General features: G+C 67.0%; 24 protein-coding genes. 13 read left to right on the plus strand and 11 right to left on the minus strand.

Translation table 11 applies throughout. From position 1 onward, the window contains the following. Positions 1-23: 23 nt before the first annotated feature. The 5 genes from QTI51_RS30425 to sucC all read right to left on the minus strand — a co-directional run bounded on the left by QTI51_RS30425 (position 24) and on the right by sucC (position 4,470). Positions 24-692: an FHA domain-containing protein gene (locus QTI51_RS30425; protein WP_116910419.1), complete on the minus strand. Its 669-nt coding sequence runs from the start codon at positions 690-692 to the stop codon at positions 24-26. Positions 693-758: 66 nt separating this feature from the next. Then, on the minus strand, positions 759-1,568 hold the full coding sequence (locus QTI51_RS30430; protein ID WP_116910420.1) for a Stp1/IreP family PP2C-type Ser/Thr phosphatase: 810 nt from the start codon (positions 1,566-1,568) through the stop codon (positions 759-761). Positions 1,569-1,596: 28 nt separating this feature from the next. Then, a complete protein-coding gene (locus QTI51_RS30435) occupies positions 1,597-2,280 on the minus strand; it encodes a TerC family protein (RefSeq protein ID WP_116910421.1) in 684 nt (227 codons plus the stop codon). A 119-nt stretch (positions 2,281-2,399) separates the two neighbouring features. Further along, on the minus strand, positions 2,400-3,293 hold the full coding sequence (gene sucD, locus QTI51_RS30440; protein WP_116910422.1) for a succinate--CoA ligase subunit alpha: 894 nt from the start codon (positions 3,291-3,293) through the stop codon (positions 2,400-2,402). A 10-nt stretch (positions 3,294-3,303) separates the two neighbouring features. Beyond that, a complete protein-coding gene (sucC, locus tag QTI51_RS30445; RefSeq protein WP_286517111.1) occupies positions 3,304-4,470 on the minus strand; it encodes an ADP-forming succinate--CoA ligase subunit beta in 1,167 nt (388 codons plus the stop codon). Positions 4,471-4,708: 238 nt separating this feature from the next. On the opposite strand from sucC, the gene argC reads away from it, so the two are divergent. Further along, positions 4,709-5,632 carry an N-acetyl-gamma-glutamyl-phosphate reductase gene (gene argC / locus QTI51_RS30450; protein ID WP_286517112.1) on the plus strand — a complete coding sequence of 308 codons (924 nt, stop codon included), beginning with the start codon at positions 4,709-4,711 and terminating at the stop codon, positions 5,630-5,632. 33 nt (positions 5,633-5,665) lie between these two features. Here the strand turns inward: argC and QTI51_RS30455 are convergent, their stop codons facing one another. Continuing rightward, the gene (locus tag QTI51_RS30455; protein ID WP_116910425.1) at positions 5,666-6,409 is read right to left on the minus strand and encodes a hypothetical protein; all 744 of its coding nucleotides are present in this window, start codon (positions 6,407-6,409) and stop codon (positions 5,666-5,668) included. Positions 6,410-6,619: 210 nt separating this feature from the next. Between QTI51_RS30455 and yiaA the strand changes: the two genes are divergently transcribed. Further along, positions 6,620-7,057: an inner membrane protein YiaA gene (gene yiaA / locus QTI51_RS30460; RefSeq protein ID WP_286517113.1), complete on the plus strand. Its 438-nt coding sequence runs from the start codon at positions 6,620-6,622 to the stop codon at positions 7,055-7,057. 33 nt (positions 7,058-7,090) lie between these two features. Here yiaA and QTI51_RS30465 read toward each other — a convergent pair whose 3' ends face one another. Beyond that, complete coding sequence (locus tag QTI51_RS30465) at positions 7,091-7,939, minus strand: IclR family transcriptional regulator (protein ID WP_116910427.1); 849 nt, start codon at positions 7,937-7,939, stop codon at positions 7,091-7,093. 10 nt (positions 7,940-7,949) lie between these two features. Beyond that, on the minus strand, positions 7,950-8,720 hold the full coding sequence (locus QTI51_RS30470) for an SDR family oxidoreductase (protein ID WP_116910428.1): 771 nt from the start codon (positions 8,718-8,720) through the stop codon (positions 7,950-7,952). Between the two features lie 237 nt (positions 8,721-8,957). Here QTI51_RS30470 and QTI51_RS30475 point away from each other — a divergent pair, with 237 nt between their 5' ends. The 8 genes from QTI51_RS30475 to QTI51_RS30510 all read left to right on the plus strand — a co-directional run bounded on the left by QTI51_RS30475 (position 8,958) and on the right by QTI51_RS30510 (position 15,471). Further along, a complete protein-coding gene (locus tag QTI51_RS30475; RefSeq protein ID WP_116910429.1) occupies positions 8,958-9,614 on the plus strand; it encodes an RraA family protein in 657 nt (218 codons plus the stop codon). Between the two features lie 7 nt (positions 9,615-9,621). Beyond that, a complete protein-coding gene (locus QTI51_RS30480; RefSeq protein ID WP_116910430.1) occupies positions 9,622-9,957 on the plus strand; it encodes a UxaA family hydrolase in 336 nt (111 codons plus the stop codon). 14 nt (positions 9,958-9,971) lie between these two features. After that, on the plus strand, positions 9,972-11,243 hold the full coding sequence (locus QTI51_RS30485) for a UxaA family hydrolase (RefSeq protein ID WP_116910431.1): 1,272 nt from the start codon (positions 9,972-9,974) through the stop codon (positions 11,241-11,243). A gap of 64 nt (positions 11,244-11,307) precedes the next feature. Further along, a complete protein-coding gene (locus QTI51_RS30490) occupies positions 11,308-11,991 on the plus strand; it encodes an amino acid ABC transporter permease (RefSeq protein ID WP_116910432.1) in 684 nt (227 codons plus the stop codon). Positions 11,992-12,013: 22 nt separating this feature from the next. Further along, positions 12,014-12,670 (plus strand): amino acid ABC transporter permease, encoded by a 657-nt coding sequence (locus tag QTI51_RS30495; protein WP_116910433.1) that lies wholly within the window; start codon positions 12,014-12,016, stop codon positions 12,668-12,670. Continuing rightward, positions 12,654-13,382: an amino acid ABC transporter ATP-binding protein gene (locus QTI51_RS30500; RefSeq protein ID WP_116910434.1), complete on the plus strand. Its 729-nt coding sequence runs from the start codon at positions 12,654-12,656 to the stop codon at positions 13,380-13,382. Before QTI51_RS30495 ends, QTI51_RS30500 begins: the two co-directional genes overlap by 17 nt. 35 nt (positions 13,383-13,417) lie before the next feature. Continuing rightward, positions 13,418-14,236: a transporter substrate-binding domain-containing protein gene (locus tag QTI51_RS30505; RefSeq protein ID WP_116910435.1), complete on the plus strand. Its 819-nt coding sequence runs from the start codon at positions 13,418-13,420 to the stop codon at positions 14,234-14,236. Positions 14,237-14,361: 125 nt separating this feature from the next. Next, positions 14,362-15,471 (plus strand): mandelate racemase/muconate lactonizing enzyme family protein, encoded by a 1,110-nt coding sequence (locus QTI51_RS30510; protein ID WP_116910436.1) that lies wholly within the window; start codon positions 14,362-14,364, stop codon positions 15,469-15,471. A 25-nt stretch (positions 15,472-15,496) separates the two neighbouring features. On the opposite strand, the gene QTI51_RS30515 is transcribed toward QTI51_RS30510, so the two are convergent. The 3 genes from QTI51_RS30515 to recA form a co-directional block, all read right to left on the minus strand. Continuing rightward, positions 15,497-15,943, minus strand: coding sequence for an SRPBCC family protein (locus QTI51_RS30515; protein ID WP_116910437.1), 447 nt, complete (start codon positions 15,941-15,943; stop codon positions 15,497-15,499). Further along, on the minus strand, positions 15,924-16,385 hold the full coding sequence (gene recX, locus QTI51_RS30520) for a recombination regulator RecX (protein ID WP_116910438.1): 462 nt from the start codon (positions 16,383-16,385) through the stop codon (positions 15,924-15,926). The genes QTI51_RS30515 and recX overlap by 20 nt, the downstream gene beginning before the upstream one ends. Before the next feature lie 71 nt (positions 16,386-16,456). After that, entirely contained in the window at positions 16,457-17,572 is a 1,116-nt protein-coding gene (gene recA / locus QTI51_RS30525) for a recombinase RecA (protein WP_116910439.1), read from the minus strand. A gap of 147 nt (positions 17,573-17,719) precedes the next feature. On the opposite strand from recA, the gene QTI51_RS30530 reads away from it, so the two are divergent. The 3 genes from QTI51_RS30530 to QTI51_RS30540 all read left to right on the plus strand — a co-directional run bounded on the left by QTI51_RS30530 (position 17,720) and on the right by QTI51_RS30540 (position 20,518). Next, on the plus strand, positions 17,720-18,214 hold the full coding sequence (locus QTI51_RS30530) for a MarR family winged helix-turn-helix transcriptional regulator (RefSeq protein ID WP_116910440.1): 495 nt from the start codon (positions 17,720-17,722) through the stop codon (positions 18,212-18,214). A 71-nt stretch (positions 18,215-18,285) separates the two neighbouring features. Further along, positions 18,286-18,960 (plus strand): response regulator, encoded by a 675-nt coding sequence (locus QTI51_RS30535; RefSeq protein WP_116910441.1) that lies wholly within the window; start codon positions 18,286-18,288, stop codon positions 18,958-18,960. Between the two features lie 115 nt (positions 18,961-19,075). After that, positions 19,076-20,518: a sensor histidine kinase gene (locus tag QTI51_RS30540; RefSeq protein ID WP_116910442.1), complete on the plus strand. Its 1,443-nt coding sequence runs from the start codon at positions 19,076-19,078 to the stop codon at positions 20,516-20,518. The last annotated feature ends 7 nt before the right edge of the window (positions 20,519-20,525 follow it).

Genomic DNA, 20,525 nt, shown 5'->3' on the forward strand with positions numbered 1-20,525 from the left:
CGCGGCAAGGCAAGAGAAAAACCTCAGATGCGAACGAACTGCATCCGGATGGCGCCGCCCAGCTCGAGCACGTCGCGCTCCTGCAACGCGACCGCCTCGGTGCCCAGCTGCAGGCCGTTGAGCGTGACGTTGCCTTCGACGCCCGCGGCCACGTAGCCCTGGCGCCGGCGCGTGACGACAGCCACGGCCACGCCGGGCTTGCCGATGGTGGTGACGACCTTCTGCAGGGCCACGTCCTGCCCTTCGTTAACGCCCGAAAGCACCCGCAGCACCGGAATGCCCAGCTCGACCAGCGCGCCCGATTCAGTGGGCGCCGACGACAGCGGCATCGACCCTGAGTTGCCCGAATGGCCCGGGTGTTCGTCCAGCGTGGTCCGCACGGAACCGGGGCCGATGGCCAAGTTGCTGCGGGCACGGAAGTGGATGCGGCAGCCGCCGACCTCGATGACATCGTTGTCCTTGAGCGCCTGCCTCTGGATGGCGAGCGCGTTGACATAGGTGCCGTTGGTGCTGTTGAGGTCTTCAATTTCGACTTCGCCGTCGCTCATGTGCAACACGGCATGCTCGCCGCTGACCGCCAGGTTGTCGATCACGATGTCGTTATAGGCACGGCGTCCCAGCGTCGTGCGTTCCTTGGCGAGTGCCACTTGCCCGATGACAACGCCATCGACCGAAATGATCATCTTCGGCATTGCCGACTCCCCGATTGCAAAGCTTGAATGATGGCAAGCTGAACGGTGGGGTACCGCCCCGGCCTGCTACTTGGCTGCGCGAGGCGTTTCCGCGACGCCAGCCCTTGCCAGGACAACTGAAATATTGTCCCTGCCGCCATTGTCGTTTGCAATTGCAACCAAAAGTGCAGCTTTTTTCTGAAGCCCGGTATCGTGCTGAAGAAGCGTGAAAAGCTGCTCATCGGAAACCATCTCGCTCAAACCGTCGGAACACAGCATATACAGGTCGCCCGCCCGGGCGCTGTGCTCGTGCATTTCCAGCAGCACCTGGGCTTCCACGCCCACGGCGCGGGTCACGAGGTTGCGGGTGGGCGAGTTCGCCGCTTCTTCCGGCGTGATGGCGCCGGCGTCGAGTTGCTGCTGGCGCAGCGAATGGTCGCGCGTGAGCAGTTCGAGCTTGTTGTTGCGCAGCCGATAGCAGCGCGAATCGCCGATGTGGCCCACCAGCACGCGCTGGGGCCGGAACGCCGCCAGCACCAGCGTGGTTCCCATGCCCTGGAGCTCGGGGTTGGTGGTGCCGGCCTGCAGGATGGAGCCGTTGGCCTCGTCGGTGGCCGCCTGCAGCGCGCGCCGCACCACGCGGGCCGGCGCCTGCATGCCGGCATGGGCGAACCAGCGGCCGAAGCTGCCGTGCATCAGCGACACGGCCATGGCGCTGGCCACCTCGCCACCCTTGTAGCCGCCCATGCCGTCGGCCAGCAGGGCCAGGCCGAGCGCCGAATCGACGTGCACCGCGTCTTCGTTGTGTGCGCGCAACTTGCCGACGTCGGTCAGCGAGGCGAACTCCCAGCTCAGCGCGGGGCGCGTGGAAAAAAGAGAGACGCCGACACTCGCCATGGTTTGCCAGCGCCGACTTCTCTGCGACTCAGTGTGCAGCGGCGTGCGCGCGCCGTTGCAGCAGGCGGCCGACGGCCACGACGAACAATGCACCGGCGGCAGCCGCCGCGTAGTGCAGCCAGGGGTTGGCCGCGAGCGTGTCGCGCAGCGCCACGTCGCTCACGATGGTCTCTCCACCGACCCAGCCGATCAGGGCGGCGCCCAGCATGACGATGATCGGAAAGCGTTCCATGAGCTTGATCATGAGGGTGCTGCCGAAAATGACCAAGGGAATACTGATGGCCAGGCCGAGCACCAGCAGCACCATGCTGCCCTGGGCGGCGGCCGCCACGGCGATCACGTTGTCCAGGCTCATCACCAGGTCGGCCAGGAGGATGGTGCGCACGGCGACCATCATGCTGCCGTATTCCTTGGATTCGCCTTCGCCCTCGTCGTCGCCGCTGAGCAGCTGCGTGCCGATCCACAGCAGCAGCAGGCCGCCGACGATCTGCAGGAACGGGAGCGCCAGCAGCTTGGCCGCCACCACCGTGAGCACGATGCGCAGCACCACGGCCGCGCCCGAGCCGAACATGACGGCTTTTTTCTGTTGCGCGGGCGGCAGCGATCGCGCCGCCATGGCGATCACGACGGCGTTGTCGCCCGACAGGATGATGTTGATCCAGACGATCTTGAGCAGACCTATCCAGAAATCTGTGCTTTGAAGGAGTTCCATGTCTCTGATCCCACTGTGTTTTATTTGAAAAAAGCGCCCGCAGTCGATGCGGGCGCTTTTTTATATCTGCGTGGTCCTCGAATGACCCGGCTCTGCGGCCGGTGTCCTGAAGCCGCTTTTTACAGCTTGGCCTTGAGCAGCTTGGCCAGTTCCGAGAAGTTGCGCGTCACGGTGAAGCCGCACTCTTCCATGATGGAGAGCTTGGCATCGGCCGTGTCGGCGCCGCCCGAGATCAGCGCGCCGGCGTGGCCCATGCGCTTGCCGGGAGGGGCGGTGACACCGGCGATGAAGCCGACGACCGGCTTCTTCATGTGTTCCTTGCACCAGCGGGCTGCGTCAGCCTCGTCGGGGCCGCCGATTTCGCCGATCATGATGACGGCGTCGGTGTCCGGATCGTCGTTGAAGGCCTTCATCACGTCGATGTGCTTCAGGCCGTTGATCGGGTCGCCGCCGATGCCCACTGCCGACGATTGGCCCAGGCCGATTTCGGTCAGTTGAGCCACGGCTTCGTACGTCAGCGTGCCCGAGCGCGAGACCACGCCGATGCGGCCCTTGCGGTGGATATGGCCGGGCATGATGCCGATCTTGATTTCGTCGGGCGTGATCAGGCCGGGGCAGTTCGGGCCCAGCAGCAGAGTCTTCTTGCCGCCGGCCGCTTCCTTGGCCTTCATCTTGTTGCGCACTTCGAGCATGTCGCGAACCGGAATGCCTTCGGTGATGCAGATCGCCAGGTCCAGGTCGGCCTCGACGGCTTCCCAGATGGCGGCGGCTGCGCCTGCCGGCGGCACGTAGATCACCGACACGGTGGCGCCGGTTTGCGAAGCGGCTTCCTTCACCGAACCGAAGATCGGGATGTTGAAGATCGACTCGCCGGCCTTCTTCGGGTTCACGCCCGCCACGAAGGCGTTCTTGCCGTTCGCGTATTCCTGGCACTTTTCCGTGTGGAACTGGCCGGTCTTGCCGGTGATGCCTTGGGTGATGACTTTGGTGTCTTTGTTGATATAGATCGACATGACTTGTTCCTTAGGCCTTCTTGACTGCTGCGACGACCTTCTGGGCCCCGTCCGCCATGGTGTCGGCACTGATGATCGGCAGGCCCGAATCGGCCAGCAGCTTCTTGCCTTCGACTTCGTTGGTGCCCTTCATGCGCACGACCAGCGGCACTTGCAGGTTCACGGCCTTGCAGGCCGCGATCACGCCGGTGGCGATGGTGTCGCACTTCATGATGCCTCCGAAGATGTTCACGAGGATGGCTTCCACGTTCTTGTTCTTCAGCATGATCTTGAAAGCTTCGGTGACCTTCTCGGGGGTAGCGCCGCCGCCCACGTCCAGGAAGTTGGCCGGCTCGCCGCCGAACAGCTTGATGGTGTCCATGGTGGCCATGGCCAGGCCGGCACCGTTCACCAGGCAGCCGATGTTGCCGTCCAGCGAGATGTAGGCCAGGTCGAACTTGGAGGCTTCGACTTCGGCCGCGTCTTCTTCGTCGAGGTCGCGCAGGGCCACGATTTCGGGGTGGCGGAACAGCGCGTTGCTGTCGAAGTTGAACTTGGCGTCCAGCGCCATGACGTTGCCCTTGCTGTCACGGTTGAGCGGGTTGATCTCGACCAGCGAGGCGTCCGTCTCCATGTAGCAGGTGTAAAGCTTCTTCAGGATGTCGACCGTTTGCGCGGTCGAGTCGGCCGGCATGCCGATGCCGTCGGCGATCTGCTTGGCCTGTTCGTCGGTCAGGCCCTTTTCGGGGTCCGCGAACACGGTGATGATCTTTTCCGGCGAGGAGTGGGCCACTTCCTCGATGTCCATGCCGCCTTCGCTCGAAGCGATGAAGGCCACCTTCTGGGTGGCGCGGTCGGTCACGGCGGAAACGTAGTATTCCTTGTTGATGTCGGCGCCGTCTTCGATGTACAGGCGGCGAACCTTCTGGCCTTCGGGGCCGGTCTGGTGCGTCTTGAGCTGCATGCCGAGGATTTCGCCGGCGAGCTTCTTGACGTCTTCGATGGTCTTGGCGACCTTGACGCCACCGCCCTTGCCGCGGCCACCCGCGTGAATCTGGGCCTTGACGACCCAGACCGGGCCTCCAAGTTTCTGGGCGGCTTCCACCGCCTCCTGGACCGTGTAGGCCGGAATGCCGCGCGGCACCGGCACGCCGAACTTGGCAAGAATTTCCTTGCCTTGGTACTCGTGAATCTTCATGAGGGATGTCTCTCGGAAGGAGGAGGTTGAGAACGGGAGATCTGCGGGTGAGAGTGTTTGTGCTCTGTTGCTCGCGGGCGACGGCAGCCTGACGGCTGGGGGCGGCGAACAACCGCGGACTGTATCATGGTGCGCCGCACCAATACTGTACGTGGGGTTGCGGTCAATACGTACTTTCTTCTAGATTGCATCTGGAAGCCCCTTTCCAGCCCCTCCAGACCACACCGAGCACTCCACCATGGCCAAGGTTTTCATCGACGGCGAAGCCGGTACCACCGGCCTGCAGATTCGCGAACGGCTCCAGACGATGCCGCAGATCGAACTCGTGAGCATCGCGCCCGAGCTGCGAAAAGACGTGAACGCCAAGCGCGACCTGATGGCCGGCGTCGACCTGGTGGTGCTGTGCCTGCACGACGACGCGGCCCGCGAATCGGTGGCGCTGATCGACCAGCTGCCGGGCGCCAAGCCGAAGATCATCGACGCCTCCACGGCGCACCGCATCGCCCCGGGCTGGGTGTTCGGCTTCCCCGAACTGGCCGAAGGCCACTGGCAGGCGGTCGCCAAGGCAGACCGCGTAGGCAACCCCGGCTGCTACGCCACCGGCGCCATCGCCATGGTGCGCCCACTGGTCGACGCGGGCATCCTGCCGGCCGATTTCGCGATTTCGCTGCCCTCCGTGAGCGGCTACTCGGGCGGCGGCCGGACCATGATCGAGGCCTACGAAAAGGGCGAGGCGCCCCTGTACGAAACCTACGCGCTGGGCCTGAAGCACAAGCACATCCCTGAAATCATGGCCTACACGGGCCTCACGCGCCGCCCGGTCTTCATTCCGGCCGTGGGCAATTTCAAGCAGGGCATGCTGGTCCAGCTGCCGCTGCACCTCGACCTGCTGCCCGGCAAGCCGAAGGCCGCCGACCTGCACCAAGCGCTGGCCGCGCACTACGCGAAGAGCAACACGCCCGAGCAGTTCGTGAAGGTGCTGCCGCCCACCGAAGACGGCAAGCTCGAGCCGCAGGCACTCAACGACACCAACAACCTCGAGATCCGCGTGTTCCCGAACGAGGACCACCAGCACGCCGTGGTCATCGCCCGCCTCGACAACCTGGGCAAGGGCGCCAGCGGCGCCGCGGTGCAGAACCTGAAGCTGATGCTGGCGCTCTGAGCGCCCGGCCCCGCCTCGCTTCCCTCCCCTGGCTCAGTTGACGAGCCAGAGCCCCACGCCCAGCAACGCCGCGTGCGCGCCCAGCGCGATGTACAGCGGCGTGCGCGACGGCTCCGCCATTTCCTGCAAGGTCTCGTTGATGCGGCGCGTGAGCAGCGCGCGCAGCGCCGGGTCTTGCACCGGACCTTCCCCCGGTGACACGAGCGGTTCTCCGTGCGCGGCGCGGCTCTCCTGCCACTCGGCCATCATTTCGCTCAGCGGCAGCCGGTTGAGCACAAAGCCCACCACCGAACGCACCGCCCTGCCCTCGCCCAGCACGGGCGCGAGCTGCTTGCTCAAGGCATCGGCCGACAGCCAGTCGGCCGCCCGGTGCAGCGTGCCGTGGGCGCGCGGCATCGCCTCGATGCGCCCGGCAATCGCGCCGGCCAGCCGCTGCGACACCGCTTCGCCGCGCGCCGCCACCAGGTGCTGCATGGCGCGGGCACGGCCCTGGGCCACGCCCAGCATCGTGTAGACGACCACGAACAGCAGCAGCAACAGCGCCACCAGCACCGACGGCGTGGTGATCAGCGCAATGATCGCGCCCGCTCCGCCGGCCCGTGCCGCCACATTGCCCGGCCCGTTCAGCTGGCTCAGATAGAAGAAGAAAACGCCGCCGCCCAGCACCACGCCGAGCAAGCCGCCCTTGATGACCGAACCGGCGAACGCAAGGCCGGCCTTGGCGCCGGTGCGAACGAGGGATGGCTGGGCGGCGGGACCGTCGGGACCTGTGGGCATGCGAAATTCCTCCAACTAATTTATTAATCTGATTCCGCACAACACTTTGGTTTGACGCGCGTTTCATGCGAATCGGTGCGGATCGGCGCGCATTGACGCTGAAATATTCGGCAAATGCGAACAAATGCAGCATGGCACGCACGCGTTGGATCATGCCACCGGCCCGGCCCACCAGAATCGCGCCTCACAAACACAAAGGGAGGAATTTCAATGGACCGCACATTTCAAAAACCCACCGGCGCATTCATTGCGGCGTCCTGGACTGCACTGCTGGCAGGCGCTGTCGTCTACCTGATCGGGCTCTGGAACGCCACGATGCAACTCAATGAAAAGGGCTACTACTTCACCATCCTGATGTACGGGCTCTTTGCCGCCGTGTCATTACAAAAGAGCGTGCGCGACCGGCTCGAGGGCACGCCCGTCACGGGCATCTACTACGGGCTGTGCTGGATATCGCTGCTGCTCGCCATCGGGCTCCTGACCATCGGCCTGTTCAATTCGACGCTGGCCAACAGCGAAAAGGGCTTCTACGCCATGGCCTTCCTGCTGAGCCTCTTCGGTGCGGTGGCGGTACAGAAGAACGTTCGCGACCTCACGGCGCGCCATCCCGAGACTTCACCGGCCGCCGAGTTGCCCGAAGCCGGCTGACGCCCACCCTCAGGCATCCAGGCACCCACCGCCTCACTCGTTGTCGTTGTACCCGCTGGCCCCCATCAGCGCCGACAGCCGCGCGGCGATGTTGCCCACGATGCCGCGCACCTGCACCGCGTCGGGCGCCGACTTCTGGTCGATGCGCTCGATGTACGGCACGTTGATCGACGCGATCACATGATCGGCCGCGCCCATCACCGGGAAGGCGATGTTGGTGATGCCGCGCGTCTGCTGGCTCGGCATGGCCGAGTAGCCGCGGGCGCGCACCTCCTGAAGAATGGCGAACAGCTCGCCCGGATCCATGTCGAGCTCGCCCTCCACGCCGATGTGGGCGCGCAACATGCGGGCGCGGTCGATCTCGTCGCGAAACGCCAGCAGCACGTGGCCCGATGAGGTATCCGTCAGCCCCATCACCACGCCCACCTTGAGCCCGAACGACCAGCGCTCCGGGCTCTCGACCTGCGCGATGACCACCACGCGCCCGCCCTGGTACATGGTCAGGTGGCACGACTGGCGCGCCCGGTTGGCCAGTTCGCGCAAAAGCGGCAGCGCCGCGCTCACCAGGCTTTTCAGCGGCTGCTGGCGGTGCGCCAGCTCGAACATGCGCAGCGTGAGCGTGTAGCGGTCGTTGTCGTCGACCTGCACGTAGCCGCGCCGCTGCAAGGTCACGGCCATGCGGAAGATCTCGCTGACCTTGCGCCCCACCTTCTGCGCCAGCTCGTTGAGCGTGTAGCCGCCGGGGCTGTCGGCCAGCGCCTCCAAGATGTCCAGCCCCTTCTCCAGCGCGGGCGCGGCGTAGCGCAGCGCGCCCTCGCCTTCCGGCGCGGCCTCGGCCTCCGCGTGTTCCTGCTGTTGTTCCGGCGCTGGTGCTTGCTTCATTGTTCCCTGCTCAGTTCGACCATCCACCGTCGATCATATGGACCGCGCCGGTGGTGAAGGCCGACTCGTCGGACGCCAGGTACACGACCAGCGCCGCGATTTCCTCCGGCTTGCCCACGCGGCCCAGCGGCTGGCGCGCCACGAAGGCGGCGCGCACGGTGGCCTCGTCGGCACCCGCCTGCTCGGCCTGCGCGGCGATACGGTCGCGCAACGAAGGCGACTCCACCGTGCCCGGGCAGATGGCGTTGCAGCGCACGCCCTGCTGGATGAAGTCGGCCGCCACCGCCTTGGTCAGCCCGATCACCGCCGCCTTCGAGGCGCCGTACACGAAGCGGTTCGGCACGCCCTTCACGCTGGAAGCGGCCGAGGCCATGTTGATGATCGAGCCGCCGCGCTCCAGCATGGCCGGCAGGAAGGCGCGGATGGTGCGGTACATCGACTTGGCGTTCAGGTCCATGCTGAAGTCCCAGTCGGCCTCCTCGCAGGCCAGGATGTTGCCGCTGTGCACGAAGCCCGCGCAGTTGAACAGCACGTCGAGCCGCCCCGCGGTCTGCGCGAAAGCTTGCAGCGCGGCGCTGTCGCGCACGTTGAGCGTGGCGGTCTTCAGGCCGGGCAGCCCCTCGTCGCGGGCCAGCACGGCAAGCTCGGCCAGGGCGGCCTCGTCCACGTCGGTGGCCCACACGGTGCCGCCTTCGCGCGCCAGCGCCAGCGCACTGGCGCGGCCGATGCCCTTGCCGGCGGCGGTGACGAGGATGTTCTTTCCCTGAACGCGAGAAGTCATGGGGGGTGCCCTTTGAGTGAAATTGAATGGTTTTGACGCATGAGTGAAATATAAATTTCACTGATGAAATCAAATATACGCCACAGCCCAACGCCCTCACCCCCTCAAAAACCCGCGATCAAAGGCGTGCACATTGGTGGATACCCTCGAATTCGCGCAAACCCGAGGTCCGGGTTCGAACTCGACTGCTAACCTTCTTCATGAAAACTAGTTTCATCTAAGAAAACAAGGTTCGCCATGTCCTCCGATTCCGCCCTGCTCACCCGACTGCAAGCCTGCTACGCCGGCATCCTTCACGACGTGATGCGCGCGGCGGGCCTGCGCGACTTCACGCTGCCGCCCACGCTGCGCCCGCTGATCGCCGGCCAGAAGCTGTGCGGGCCGGCCTTCACGGTGAACGGCCGCGTCGACCCGACGGCCGATCCGCACGAGACGCTGATGGCGTGGACTGGTTTTCTCTCGCGCGCCAAGCCCGGCCACATCGCGGTGATCCAGCCCAACGACTCCACCGTGTCGCACATGGGCGAGCTGTCGGCCGAGACGCTGGGGCGCAAGGGCGTGCTGGGCGTGATCGCCGACGGCGGCGTGCGCGACGCCGAGTTCATCCTGCAGCAGGGCTTCCAGGTGTGGCACCGCTACTTCACGCCGCGCGACATCGTGGGCTACTGGCTGCCCGACGCCATGGACGTGCCGGTGCGCATCGGCGATGTCACGGTGAACCCCGGCGACCTGCTGCTGGCCGACACCGACGGCGTGATCTGCATTCCGCTGGCGCAGGCCGACGCGGTCATCACCGAGGCCGAGCACATGATGGGCCGCGAGAACCTCGTGCGCAGCGCCATCCTCGCGGGCACCGACCCGCAAGAGGCCTACCTGAAGTACCGCAAGTTCTGAGCGCCGGATGTCCGACACGTCGCCACTGCCCCTCATCGACACCCGGCTGGTGCTGCTCTCGCCGGCCGACAACTGCCTCGTCGCCTGCACCCACCTGGCCGCCGGCACCGAAGTGCGCCTCGAAGGCGGCGCGGTGACCTTGGCCACCGACATCGGCCTGGGCCACAAGCTCGCGCGGCACGCCATCGCGGCCGGGCAGAAGGTGCGGAAGTACGACGCCGTCATCGGCAGCCTGCGCACGCCGGTGGAGGCCGGCGCGCACATCCACACGCACAACCTCGACAGCGACTACACGCCCACCTACACGCTGGACGAAGGCAAGACCTTCGTCGGCCACGCCTGAGGCGCCCTCTTCGAATGAACTCCAACCCGCTCCAGATCCACGGCTTCCCGCGCGCCGACGGCCGCAAGGGCATCCGCAACGTGGTGGTCGTGGCCTACCTTGTCGAGTGCGCGCACCACGTGGCGCGCGAGATCACGCTCAACTTTCGCCGGCAGGAGGGCGAGGAGGGTAAGGAGGGTGAATCGGACGTGCACCTCGTCGGCTTTCCCGGCTGCTATCCCAACGAGTACGCCGAACGCATGATGCAGGCGATTGCCACGCACCCCAACGTGGGCGCGGCGCTGCTCATCTCGCTGGGCTGCGAGAGCATGAACAAGCGCAAGCTCGAGCAGGCCGTGGCCGCCTCGGGCCGGCCGGTGCACACGCTGACCATCCAGCAGAAGGGCGGCACGCGCAGCACCATCCGCGAGGGCACGGAATGGGTGCAGTGGGCGCTGGCCGAACTCGCGCAGCAGCAGCGCGTGCCCATGGACCTGAACGAGCTGGTGGTCGGCACCATCTGCGGCGGCTCCGACGGCACCAGCGGCATCACCGCCAACCCGGCCGTGGGCCGCGCCTTCGACCTGCTGATCGAGCAGGACGCGCGCTGCATCTTCGAGGAAACCGGCGAGCTGATCGGCTGCGAGTTCCACATGCAGCGCCGCGCCGCCACGCCCGAGCTGGGCGAGGCCATCGTCGAATGCGTGAACAAGGCCGCGCGCTACTACAGCACCATGGGCCACGGCAGCTTCGCGCCGGGCAATGCCGACGGCGGTCTCTCGACCATCGAGGAAAAGTCGCTGGGCGCGTACGCCAAGAGCGGCGCCTCGCCCATCAACGGCATCGTGAAGCCCGGCGACGTGCCTTCCCAGCCGGGCCTCTACCTGCTGGACGTGGTACCCGACGGCGAGCCGCGCTTCGGCTTTCCGAACATCAGCGACAACGCGGAAATCGTGGAGCTCATTGCCTGCGGCGCGCACGTGATCCTGTTCACCACGGGGCGCGGCTCGGTGGTGGGCTCCGCCGTGTCGCCGGTGATCAAGGTGTGCGCCAACCCCGACACCTACCGGCAGCTGGGCGAGGACATGGACGTCGACGCCGGCCGCATCCTCGAAGGGCGCGGCACCTTGCAGGAGGTGGGCGAGGAAATCTTCGGCGCGGTGCGCGCCGTGGCCAACGGCGCGGCGAGCAAATCGGAAGCGCTGGGGCACCGCGAGTTCATCCTGACCTACAAGGCCTTCGAACCGATCGGGCCTTCGTGCCTGCCCATCGCACAGGTGCCTCGCACTTCTCCTCACCCTGCGTGAGCGGCGTGCTCTCGCCTTCGCCCCCTTGCCGCCTTCCTTTTCCTGGACTCCCGGAGCCCTCTTCTTGAACTACCAGTTCGACTTCGCGCCCGTGCTCGCGCAGTGGCCCCTGCTGCTCGACGGCGCATGGACCACCGTGCAGCTGTCCTTCATTGCCACGCTGCTGGGCTTCGCGCTCGGCACGCTCTGCGCGCTGGGGCGCAACAGCCGCCACGGCTGGCTGCGCAACCTCACCGGCGGCTACGTGGAGGCCATTCGCAACACGCCGCTGCTGATCCAGAGCTACTTTCTCATCTTCGGCCTCTCGAGCGCGGGCGTGACCATGCCGATCATGGTGGGCGCCGTGCTGGCGCTGGTGGTGAACATCGGCGCCTACAGCTGCGAGATCATCCGCGCGGGCATCGAGTCGATCCACAAGGGCCAGCTCGAGGCCGCGCAGTGCCTGGGCCTGTCGAAGCTGCAGGTGTTCTGGCACGTGATCTTGCGGCCCGCCGTGGAGCGCGTGTACCCGGCGCTGGCGAGCCAGTTCGTACTGCTGATGCTGGCCTCCAGCATCATGTCGTCGATCGGCGCGGAAGAACTCTTCGGCGTGGCCAACCGCATCCAGTCGGACACCTTCCGCAACTTCGAGATCTTCATCGTGCTGTGGGTGGTGTACCTGGTGCTGTCGTACGCCATGCGCCTGGGGTTCTGGCTGCTGGGCATGGTGATCTTCCCGCGCCGGCGCAAGCTGGGCACGCCGCTATGAACCCAGCACAGAAGGCCGCGCCATGACGTTCATGCCCATCGATCACCTCGGCTTCCTGCTGATGGGCGCCTGGGGCACGGTGCAGCTCTCGGCATTGGCGTTCGTCGGCGGCGGGCTCATCGGGCTGGCCGTGGCGCTGGCGCGCGTGTCGCCGGTCAAGGCGGTGCGCGTGGCGGCGGCGGGGTACATCCAGGTCATCCAGGGCACGCCGCTGCTGGTGCTGATGGGCGTGTGCTTCTTCGGGCCCAACATCGCGGGCATCGGCTCGGTGCCCGCCATCGTCGCGGCGGCGCTGGCCATCACCATCTACGCGAGCGCCTTCCTCGGCGAGATCTGGCGCGGCTGCATCCAGTCGGTGCCGCGCAGCCAGTGGGAGGCGGCCGAGTGCCTGGCGCTCACGCGCTGGGAGCGCATGCGCCGCGTGGTCCTGCCGCAGGCGCTGCGCATCGCCACGCCGCCCACCGTGGGCTTCCTGGTGCAGATCATCAAGAACACGTCGATCGCCTCGCTGGTGGTCGGCTACGCCGAGCTTTCCTACAACGCCAAGGTGCTGAACAACTCCACGTTCCAGCCCTTCCTGTATTTCGGGTGCGCGGTGCTGCTGTATTTCATTCTTTGTTATCCGCTCTCGCGATGGAGTCGCGCCCTTGAAAGGAAGCTCAATGCAGCCCGTGGTTGAACTCAACGAAGTCCACAAACACTTCGGCAAGCTGCATGTGCTGAAGGGCGTGTCGTTCTCGGTCACGCGCGGGCAGGTGGTGGCCATCATCGGCCAGAGCGGCTCGGGCAAGAGCACGGCGCTGCGCTGCATCGACCGGCTGGAAACCATCGACAGCGGCACCATCCAGTGCTGCGGCCACGCGGTGCACGACGCCGCGCTGAACCTGCGCGACCTGCGCAAGGACGTGGGCATCGTGTTCCAGAGCTACAACCTGTTCCCGCACCTCACGGTGAAGCAGAACATCACGCTCGCGCCGCAGTCGGTGAAGAAGATGAGCGCGTCCGAGGCCGGCGCCATCGCCATGGAAGTGCTCGAGCGCGTGGGCCTGGCGGAGAAGGCCGGCGCCTACCCCGAGCAGCTCTCCGGCGGCCAGCAGCAGCGCGTGGCCATCGCGCGCTCGCTCGCCATGAAGCCGCAGCTGATGCTGTTCGACGAAGTCACCTCCGCGCTCGACCCGCAGCTCACCGGCGAGGTGCTCAAGGTGATGGAGAAGCTCGCGGCCGAAGGCATGACCATGATTCTGGTGACGCACGAGATGGCCTTCGCGCGCGGCGTGGCCGACAAGGTCATCTACATGCACCAGGGCCTGGTGTGGGAGCAGGGCGACGCCAGCATCCTGAGCCACCCGCAGACGCCCGAGCTGCGCCAGTTCATCGGCACCGGGCTTTGATTTTTTCTTCTACAGACAACTCCAGGAGACCTTCGATGACTTCCCTCTTTTCGTTCAAGCGCCGCGGCGCGCTGCTCTCGGCCCTTGCGCTGGCCCTGCCGCTGGGCTTTGCCGGCGCGGCGCACGCCGACCAGCTCGACACCATCACCGCGGCCAAGAAGATCCGCGTGGCCATCGACCTCGCCGTGCCGCCCTACGGCCTGAAGGACGAGAAGCTCAACGCCACCGGCTCCGACGTGGAAACCGCGCGCCTGCTGGCCAAGAGCCTGGGCCTGGAGCTCGAGATCGTTCCCACCACCGGCGCCAACCGCATTCCCTTCCTGCAGACCGACAAGGCCGACATCGTCATCTCCAGCATGTCGGTGACGCCGGAGCGCGAGAAGGTGGTCGACTTCTCGGTGCCCTACGCCGCCATCCTGGCCGTGGTGGGCGCGCCGAAGGGCATGGCCATCAGCGGCCCGGCCGACCTGGCCGGCAAGAAGGTGATTGCCACGCGCGGCACCACCAACGACCAGGAGCTGACCAAGATAGTGCCGGCCGGCGCGCAGGTGATTCGCTTCGACGACGACGCCACCTCCATCACCGCCGTGGTGAGCGGGCAGGCCGACATCTTCGCGACCGCGCCGCCGCTGCTGAAGACCATCAACGAGAAGAACCCGGCCAAGCAGATGGAGCCCAAGTTCACCATGAAGGTCAACTTCCTGGCCATCGGCATGCGCAAGAACGAGCCGCGGCTGAAGGCCAGGCTCGACGAGTTCGTGAAGGCGCAGCTGAAAAGCGGCGAGCTGAACACCATCTACAAGAAGTTCCACGGCGCCGACCTGCCCGCCGACGTGACCCGCAACGGGGCCTGAAATGCCGGCCTCCCGGCTTTTCACTCCGCTTCGCTTCGTGTAATTCGCCACCTCCCGAGGAGGAGGCGCGGCCCGCCTTGGGCAGCCCGTCGGCGGCCCGTCGGCACTCTCAGCAAAAGGCATTCATGGCAAAGATCGACCAGGTCGAGATCACGCAGATCGACATCGCGCCCAAGGTCAGGCGCACCGACGCCATCCAGTCCTTCGTGACGCAGGAGACCGTGATGGTCACCGTGCGCTGCGACGACGGCTCGTCGGGCACGGGCTACACGTACACCATCGGCACGGGCGGCTCGTCCATCGTGGCGCTGCTGCACGACCACCTGGTGCCGCGCCTGATCGGGCGCGACCCGCAGCAGTACGAGGCCATCTGGCGCGACCTGTTCTTCCACACGCACGCCACCGCGGTGGGCGCCATCACCAGCCTGGCGCTGGCGGCCGTCGACACCGCGCTGTGGGACCGCAACGCGCGCGCGGCGGGCCTGCCGCTGTGGCGCCTGGCCGGCGGCGCGCAGCCGCGCGTGCCGGTCTACACGACCGAGGGCGGCTGGCTGCACATCGAGCCGGCGCAGCTGGTGGAGCAGACGCTGGCCGCGAAGGCCGAGGGATTCCTGGGCGCGAAGATCAAGGTCGGCAAGCCGCACGTGGCGCAGGACATCGCGCGCCTGTCGGCCGTGCGCGAGGCCGTGGGCGCGGACTTCGAGCTGATGGTGGACGCCAACCAGAGCTTCACCGTGGCCGAGGCCATTCGCCGCGCGCGCCAGTACGCGCCGCTGGATCTCGCATGGTTCGAGGAGCCGATGCCGGCCGAGCACGTGCGCGGCCATGCGCAGCTGCTGGCCAGCACCAGCGTGCCGATCGCGGTGGGCGAGTCGATGTACCACCCCTCGCAGTTCGCGGAATACATCCAGCAGGGCGCCTGTTCCATCGTGCAGGCCGACGTGGCGCGCGTGGGCGGCATCACGCCGTGGCTGAAGATTGCGCACCTGGCCGAGGCGCACAACATCGCGATGTGCCCGCACTTCCTGATGGAGCTGCACGTGAGCCTGTGCGCGGCGGTGCCGAATGCGCGCTGGGTCGAATACATCCCGCAGCTCGACGACCTCACGACCAGCCGCTTGCGCATCGAGGGCGGCCACGCGGTGGCGCCCGAAACGCCGGGGCTGGGCATCGAGTGGGACGCCGACCAGCTGAAGGCGCGGCGCAAGTTCGCGCCGATCGTGGTGCGCGGCTGAAAACCGCGCGCGGGCTGCCCGGGGCTCAGGCCTCCAGCAGCGCGCGCAGCGCCAGCAGGTCGCGCGCGATCCACTGCGCGTCGCGCTCGAAGGCCGCGTCGTCCATGTGCGGCTGGCGCAGCAGCGTGAACTGCAGCTCGCAGGCATCGGGCCCGACGCCGATCACGCGAAACGGCAGGTACACCTCGGGCACGCCTTCGGGGGCGACCCAGTGGTCGAGCACGCCGAAGTCGTTGCGCGGCGCGAAGCGCATGCGGGCGTCGCCGCTCTCGGGCGTGCGCACGGTCCAGTGGTCGCCGTGCGGCACCAGTGAGCTCTTCGCGAGGCCGCTGGCCCAGTCGGGCAGGCGCCTGGGGTCGGCCGCGAACGCGTAGGCGCGGCGCCATTCGCAGGCCACGCGCAGCGTGACGACACGCGACTGCACCGACTGCACCGACCGCGGATTGAGGTCTTCATTCGTCTGCTGTTTCATCGAAGTTGCTCCTGAGGACCTTGGACACGACAGCGCCGGAGAACCCGCGCGCCATCAGGAATCGCATCTGCTTCGCCCGCTCCTTGGCGTCGGCGGGGGGCGCCTCGAAACGGCGGCGCCACAGGGCGGTGGCGCGCTCGACCTCCGTCTCCTGCAGGCCGGCCACCGCCTCGGCGATGGCTTCGGGCGCGATACCCTTGGCCTGAAGCTCCTGCTTCACCCGCAGCGCGCCCGAACGGGCCGCGCGCTGGTTGAGCACCGAGGCCACCACGCGCGGCTCGCTGATGAAGTCCTTGGCCGCCAGCTCGTCGAGCGCCTTGGCCAGCGTGCCGGGCTCTTCTTCATGCCGGGCGAGCTTGCGTTCGAGCTCCAGGCGCGAATGCTCGCGCTGGCTCAGCAGGCGCAGGGCGCGGCCTTTGAGGGACGGGGCGTTGAATGCCATGCGGGGGTTGCTCGCGCGGCCCGCGTGCAATCGCGGCGCCGCGCCAGGGGCTTGTTCGGCCTTATTCGCCCTTATTCACCCTTGTCTGCCTTCTCGGCCTTGTCCGCCTTGGCCGCCTTCTGCGGCTTCTCGGGCGTGGCGCCGGCGTCTGCGGCCAGCAGCGGAATGCCCAGCGACTCGCGCACCTTGTTCTCGATCTCGCGCGACAGCTCGGGGTTCTCGCGCAGGAACTCGCGGGCGTTGTCGCGGCCCTGGCCGATCTTCTCGCCGTTGTAGGCGTACCAGGCACCCGACTTGTCGACGATCTTGGCGGTCACGCCCATGTCGATCACCTCGCCTTCGCGGCTGATGCCCTCGCCGAACAGGATGTCGAACTCCGCCGTCTTGAACGGGGGGCTGACCTTGTTCTTCACCACCTTCACCTTGGTTTCGTTGCCGATGGCCTCGTCGCCCTTCTTGATGGTGCCGATGCGGCGGATGTCCAGGCGCACCGAGGCGTAGAACTTCAGCGCGTTGCCGCCGGTGGTGGTTTCGGGCGAGCCGAACATCACGCCGATCTTCATGCGGATCTGGTTGATGAAGATGACCATGCAGTTGGTCTTCTTGATGGTGGCGGTGAGCTTGCGCAGGGCCTGGCTCATGAGGCGGGCCTGCAGGCCGGGCAGCGAGTCGCCCATTTCGCCTTCGATTTCGGCCTTGGGCGTGAGCGCGGCGACCGAGTCGATGACGATCAGGTCGACGGCGCCCGAGCGCACCAGCGAGTCGACGATTTCGAGCGCCTGCTCGCCGGTGTCGGGCTGGCTGATCAGCAGGTCGGACAGGTTCACGCCGAGCTTCTGGGCGTATTGCACGTCGAGCGCGTGCTCGGCGTCGACGAAGGCGCAGGTGCCGGCCTGCTTCTGCATGGCGGCGATGACCTGCAGCGTGAGCGTGGTCTTGCCCGACGATTCAGGGCCGTAGATTTCGATCACGCGGCCGCGCGGCAGGCCGCCGACGCCCAGCGCGATGTCCAGGCCCAGCGAGCCGGTGGAGACCACCTGGATGTCCTCGAGCGCTTCGCCTTCGCCGAGCCGCATGATCGTGCCTTTGCCGAACTGCTTTTCGATCTGGGCCAGCGCGGCCTGCAGGGCCTTGGCTTTTTCACTGTTGGCGACCGAGATGCTTGCGCCCTTGACAACTGCGTCCATGTGGAAAACTCCTTGAATATCAACGGTTTGTGTGAGGTTTCATCCGATCTGCTTTTAACCACAGGCTGGATGCTTGAACAGTAGTGTAGGGGCTCGTTGATTGGAGTAAACCCATTTTTTGGTCAGTTTGCTTTACCATCTGGCGCCATGTCCGAAGCCTCCATTTCCGCCTTTCCTGCCGACCCCGACGCCTGGCGCCAGACCCACCTGGGCCGCCTGCTGGGCCACGCCATGCGCCGCTTCGACGAGCGCGTGCTGGAGCTGATGGCGCACGACGTCGACGTGCCGCTGGCGCTGTCGAACCTGGCGGCGCGCGCGCAGGTGAGCGCGGCGCACATCCACATCACGCGGCACCTGGCGCGCGAGGGCTCGCGCCTGACCGAGCTGGCCGAGCGCGCCGGCATGACCAAGCAGGCGATGGGCGCGCTGGTGGACCAGTGCGAGGCCTGGGGCCTGGTCACGCGCGGGCCCGACCCGCTGGACGCGCGGGCGCGGCGCGTGCTCTTCACCGCCGACGGGCTGGCCTGGCTGGACGCCTTCCGCAGCGCGGTGACGCAGGCGGAAAGCGAGTTCAGGAGCAGCGTGGGCAACGACATCGCCACCGTGGTAACCATCGGTCTGGAAGCCTATACAGCGGGCTAGACTCCGGCGAAGAGACAAATGTGAACGGTGCCGGCGTGGCGCCGCGCACCCACACAGGCCGGAGGTGGCGCATGCGGATTCTGATTGCCGAAGACGACCAGGTGCTGGCCGATGCCCTGCTGCGCAGCCTGCGCACCTCGGGCGCGGCGGTCGACCATGTGGCCAATGGCTCGCAGGCCGACACCGCGCTCATGACGCACGACGAGTTCGACCTGCTGATCCTCGACCTCGGGCTGCCCAGCCTGCACGGCATCGAGATCCTGAAGCGCCTGCGCGCGCGCGGCTCGCAGCTGCCGGTGCTGGTGCTCACGGCGGCCGACAGCGTGGAAGAGCGTGTGAAGGGCCTGGACCACGGCGCCGACGACTACATGGCCAAGCCCTTCAGCCTGCAGGAGCTGGAAGCGCGCGTGCGCGCCCTCACGCGGCGCGGCATGGGCACCACCAGCAACACCATCCGCCACGGCCCGCTGGTGTACGACCAGGGCGGGCGCGTGGCCACCATCGACGGCAAGATGGTCGAGCTGTCGGCGCGCGAACTGGGCCTGCTCGAGGTGCTGCTGCAGCGCGCCGGCCGGCTGGTGAGCAAGGACCAGCTGGTGGACCGCCTGTGCGAGTGGGGCGAGGAGGTGAGCCTGAACGCCATCGAGGTGTACATCCACCGCCTGCGCAAGAAGATCGAGAAGGGCCCGGTGCGCATCGCGACGGTGCGCGGGCTGGGGTACTGCCTCGAAAAGATCCAACCCTGATGCACCCTGACCTGCGGGAAATGCCGCGGAACCGGCTTCGCCGGGCCGCAGGCATCGCCCCCGGCAGGGGGTTGGCGAAACGACACGACGTGCGTGCAGCCCGGGGGCGAGCCAAGTGAAACTGTTCCAGCGCGCCCAGCGCTCCCTGTTCGGCGAAATCCTCGACTGGATGCTCACGCCGCTCTTGCTGCTGGTGCCGGTGAGCATCGGCGTGACCTGGCTGGTGGCGCAGGGCATTGCCAACGCGCCCTTCGACCGCGCGCTGGAGCACAACGTAAAGGCGCTGGCCGAACTGGTCACGGTGAAGGAGGGGCACACGCAGTTCGTGCTGTCGCAGTCGGCGCGCGAGATCCTGCGGGCCGACGACGCGGGCCGCGTGTACTACCAGCTGCTCGACGGCCACGGCACGCTGCTGAGCGGCGAGCACGACATTCCGCAACCCAACCTCGACGAGCCGCTGCCGCCCAACCAGGTGTTCCTGCACAACAGCGACGTGCACGGCCAGCCGGTGCGCGTGGCCTCGATGTGGATCGCCAGCGGCACCGACGACGTGCCGCCCACGCTGCTGCAGCTGGCCGAGACGCGCGAGAAGCAGTCGGTGCTGGCGGCCGAGATCATCAAGGGCGTGCTGCTGCCGCAGTTCGCGATCCTGCCGCTGGCGGTGCTGCTGATCTGGCTGGCGCTGGTGCGCGGCATCAAGCCGCTGTCGGTGGTGGAGGCGCGCATTCGCGAGCGGCGCCCGGGCGACCTGAGCCCGCTCGACGAATCGTCGGTGCCGCTGGAAGTGGTGCCGCTGGTGTCGTCGGTGAACGAGTTGCTCGACAAGCTCAACGACTCCATCGGCACGCAGAAGCGCTTCCTGGCCGACGCGGCGCACCAGCTGAAGACGCCGCTGGCAGGCCTGCGCATGCAGGCCGACCTGGCGCAGCGCGAGGGCGCCAATGCCGACGAGCTGAAACAGTCGCTCAAGCAGATCGGCCGGGCCAGCAAGCGCGCCACGCACACCGTCAACCAGCTGCTGTCACTGGCGCGCGCCGAAGGCAACAGCGCCAACGCGCACCACCAGCCCTGCGACCTGGCGCGGCTCACCATCGAGGTGGTGCGCGAGGCCGTGCCGCGCGCCATCGAAAAGCGCATCGACCTGGGCTACGACGGTGCCGAAGCCGGCGCGCCGGGCGTGGTGTTCGACGGCAACGCCACGCTGCTGAAGGAGCTGGTGCGCAACCTGGTCGACAACGCGATCAACTACACGCCCTCGACGCCCGAGCGGCCGGGCCTGATCACGGTGCGCGTGCTGGCCGACCCCTTCGGCCACGTGCAGCTGCTGCAGGTGGAAGACAACGGCCCCGGCATTGCCGAGACCGACCGCGAGCTCGTGTTCGAACCGTTCTACCGCGTGCTCGGCAACGAGGCCGACGGCTCGGGGCTGGGGTTGCCGATCGTGCGGGAAATTGCGAACCAGCATCGCGCGCAGGTGAAGCTGGAGGATGCGCATCCGGGCAAGCACCCGCCGGGGGCGTTGTTCACGGTGCGCTTCGAGGGCGAGGCGCCAACCTGATCGCGCG

The organism is Variovorax sp. J22G73 (assembly GCF_030317035.1).
Lineage (GTDB): Bacteria > Pseudomonadota > Gammaproteobacteria > Burkholderiales > Burkholderiaceae_C > Variovorax.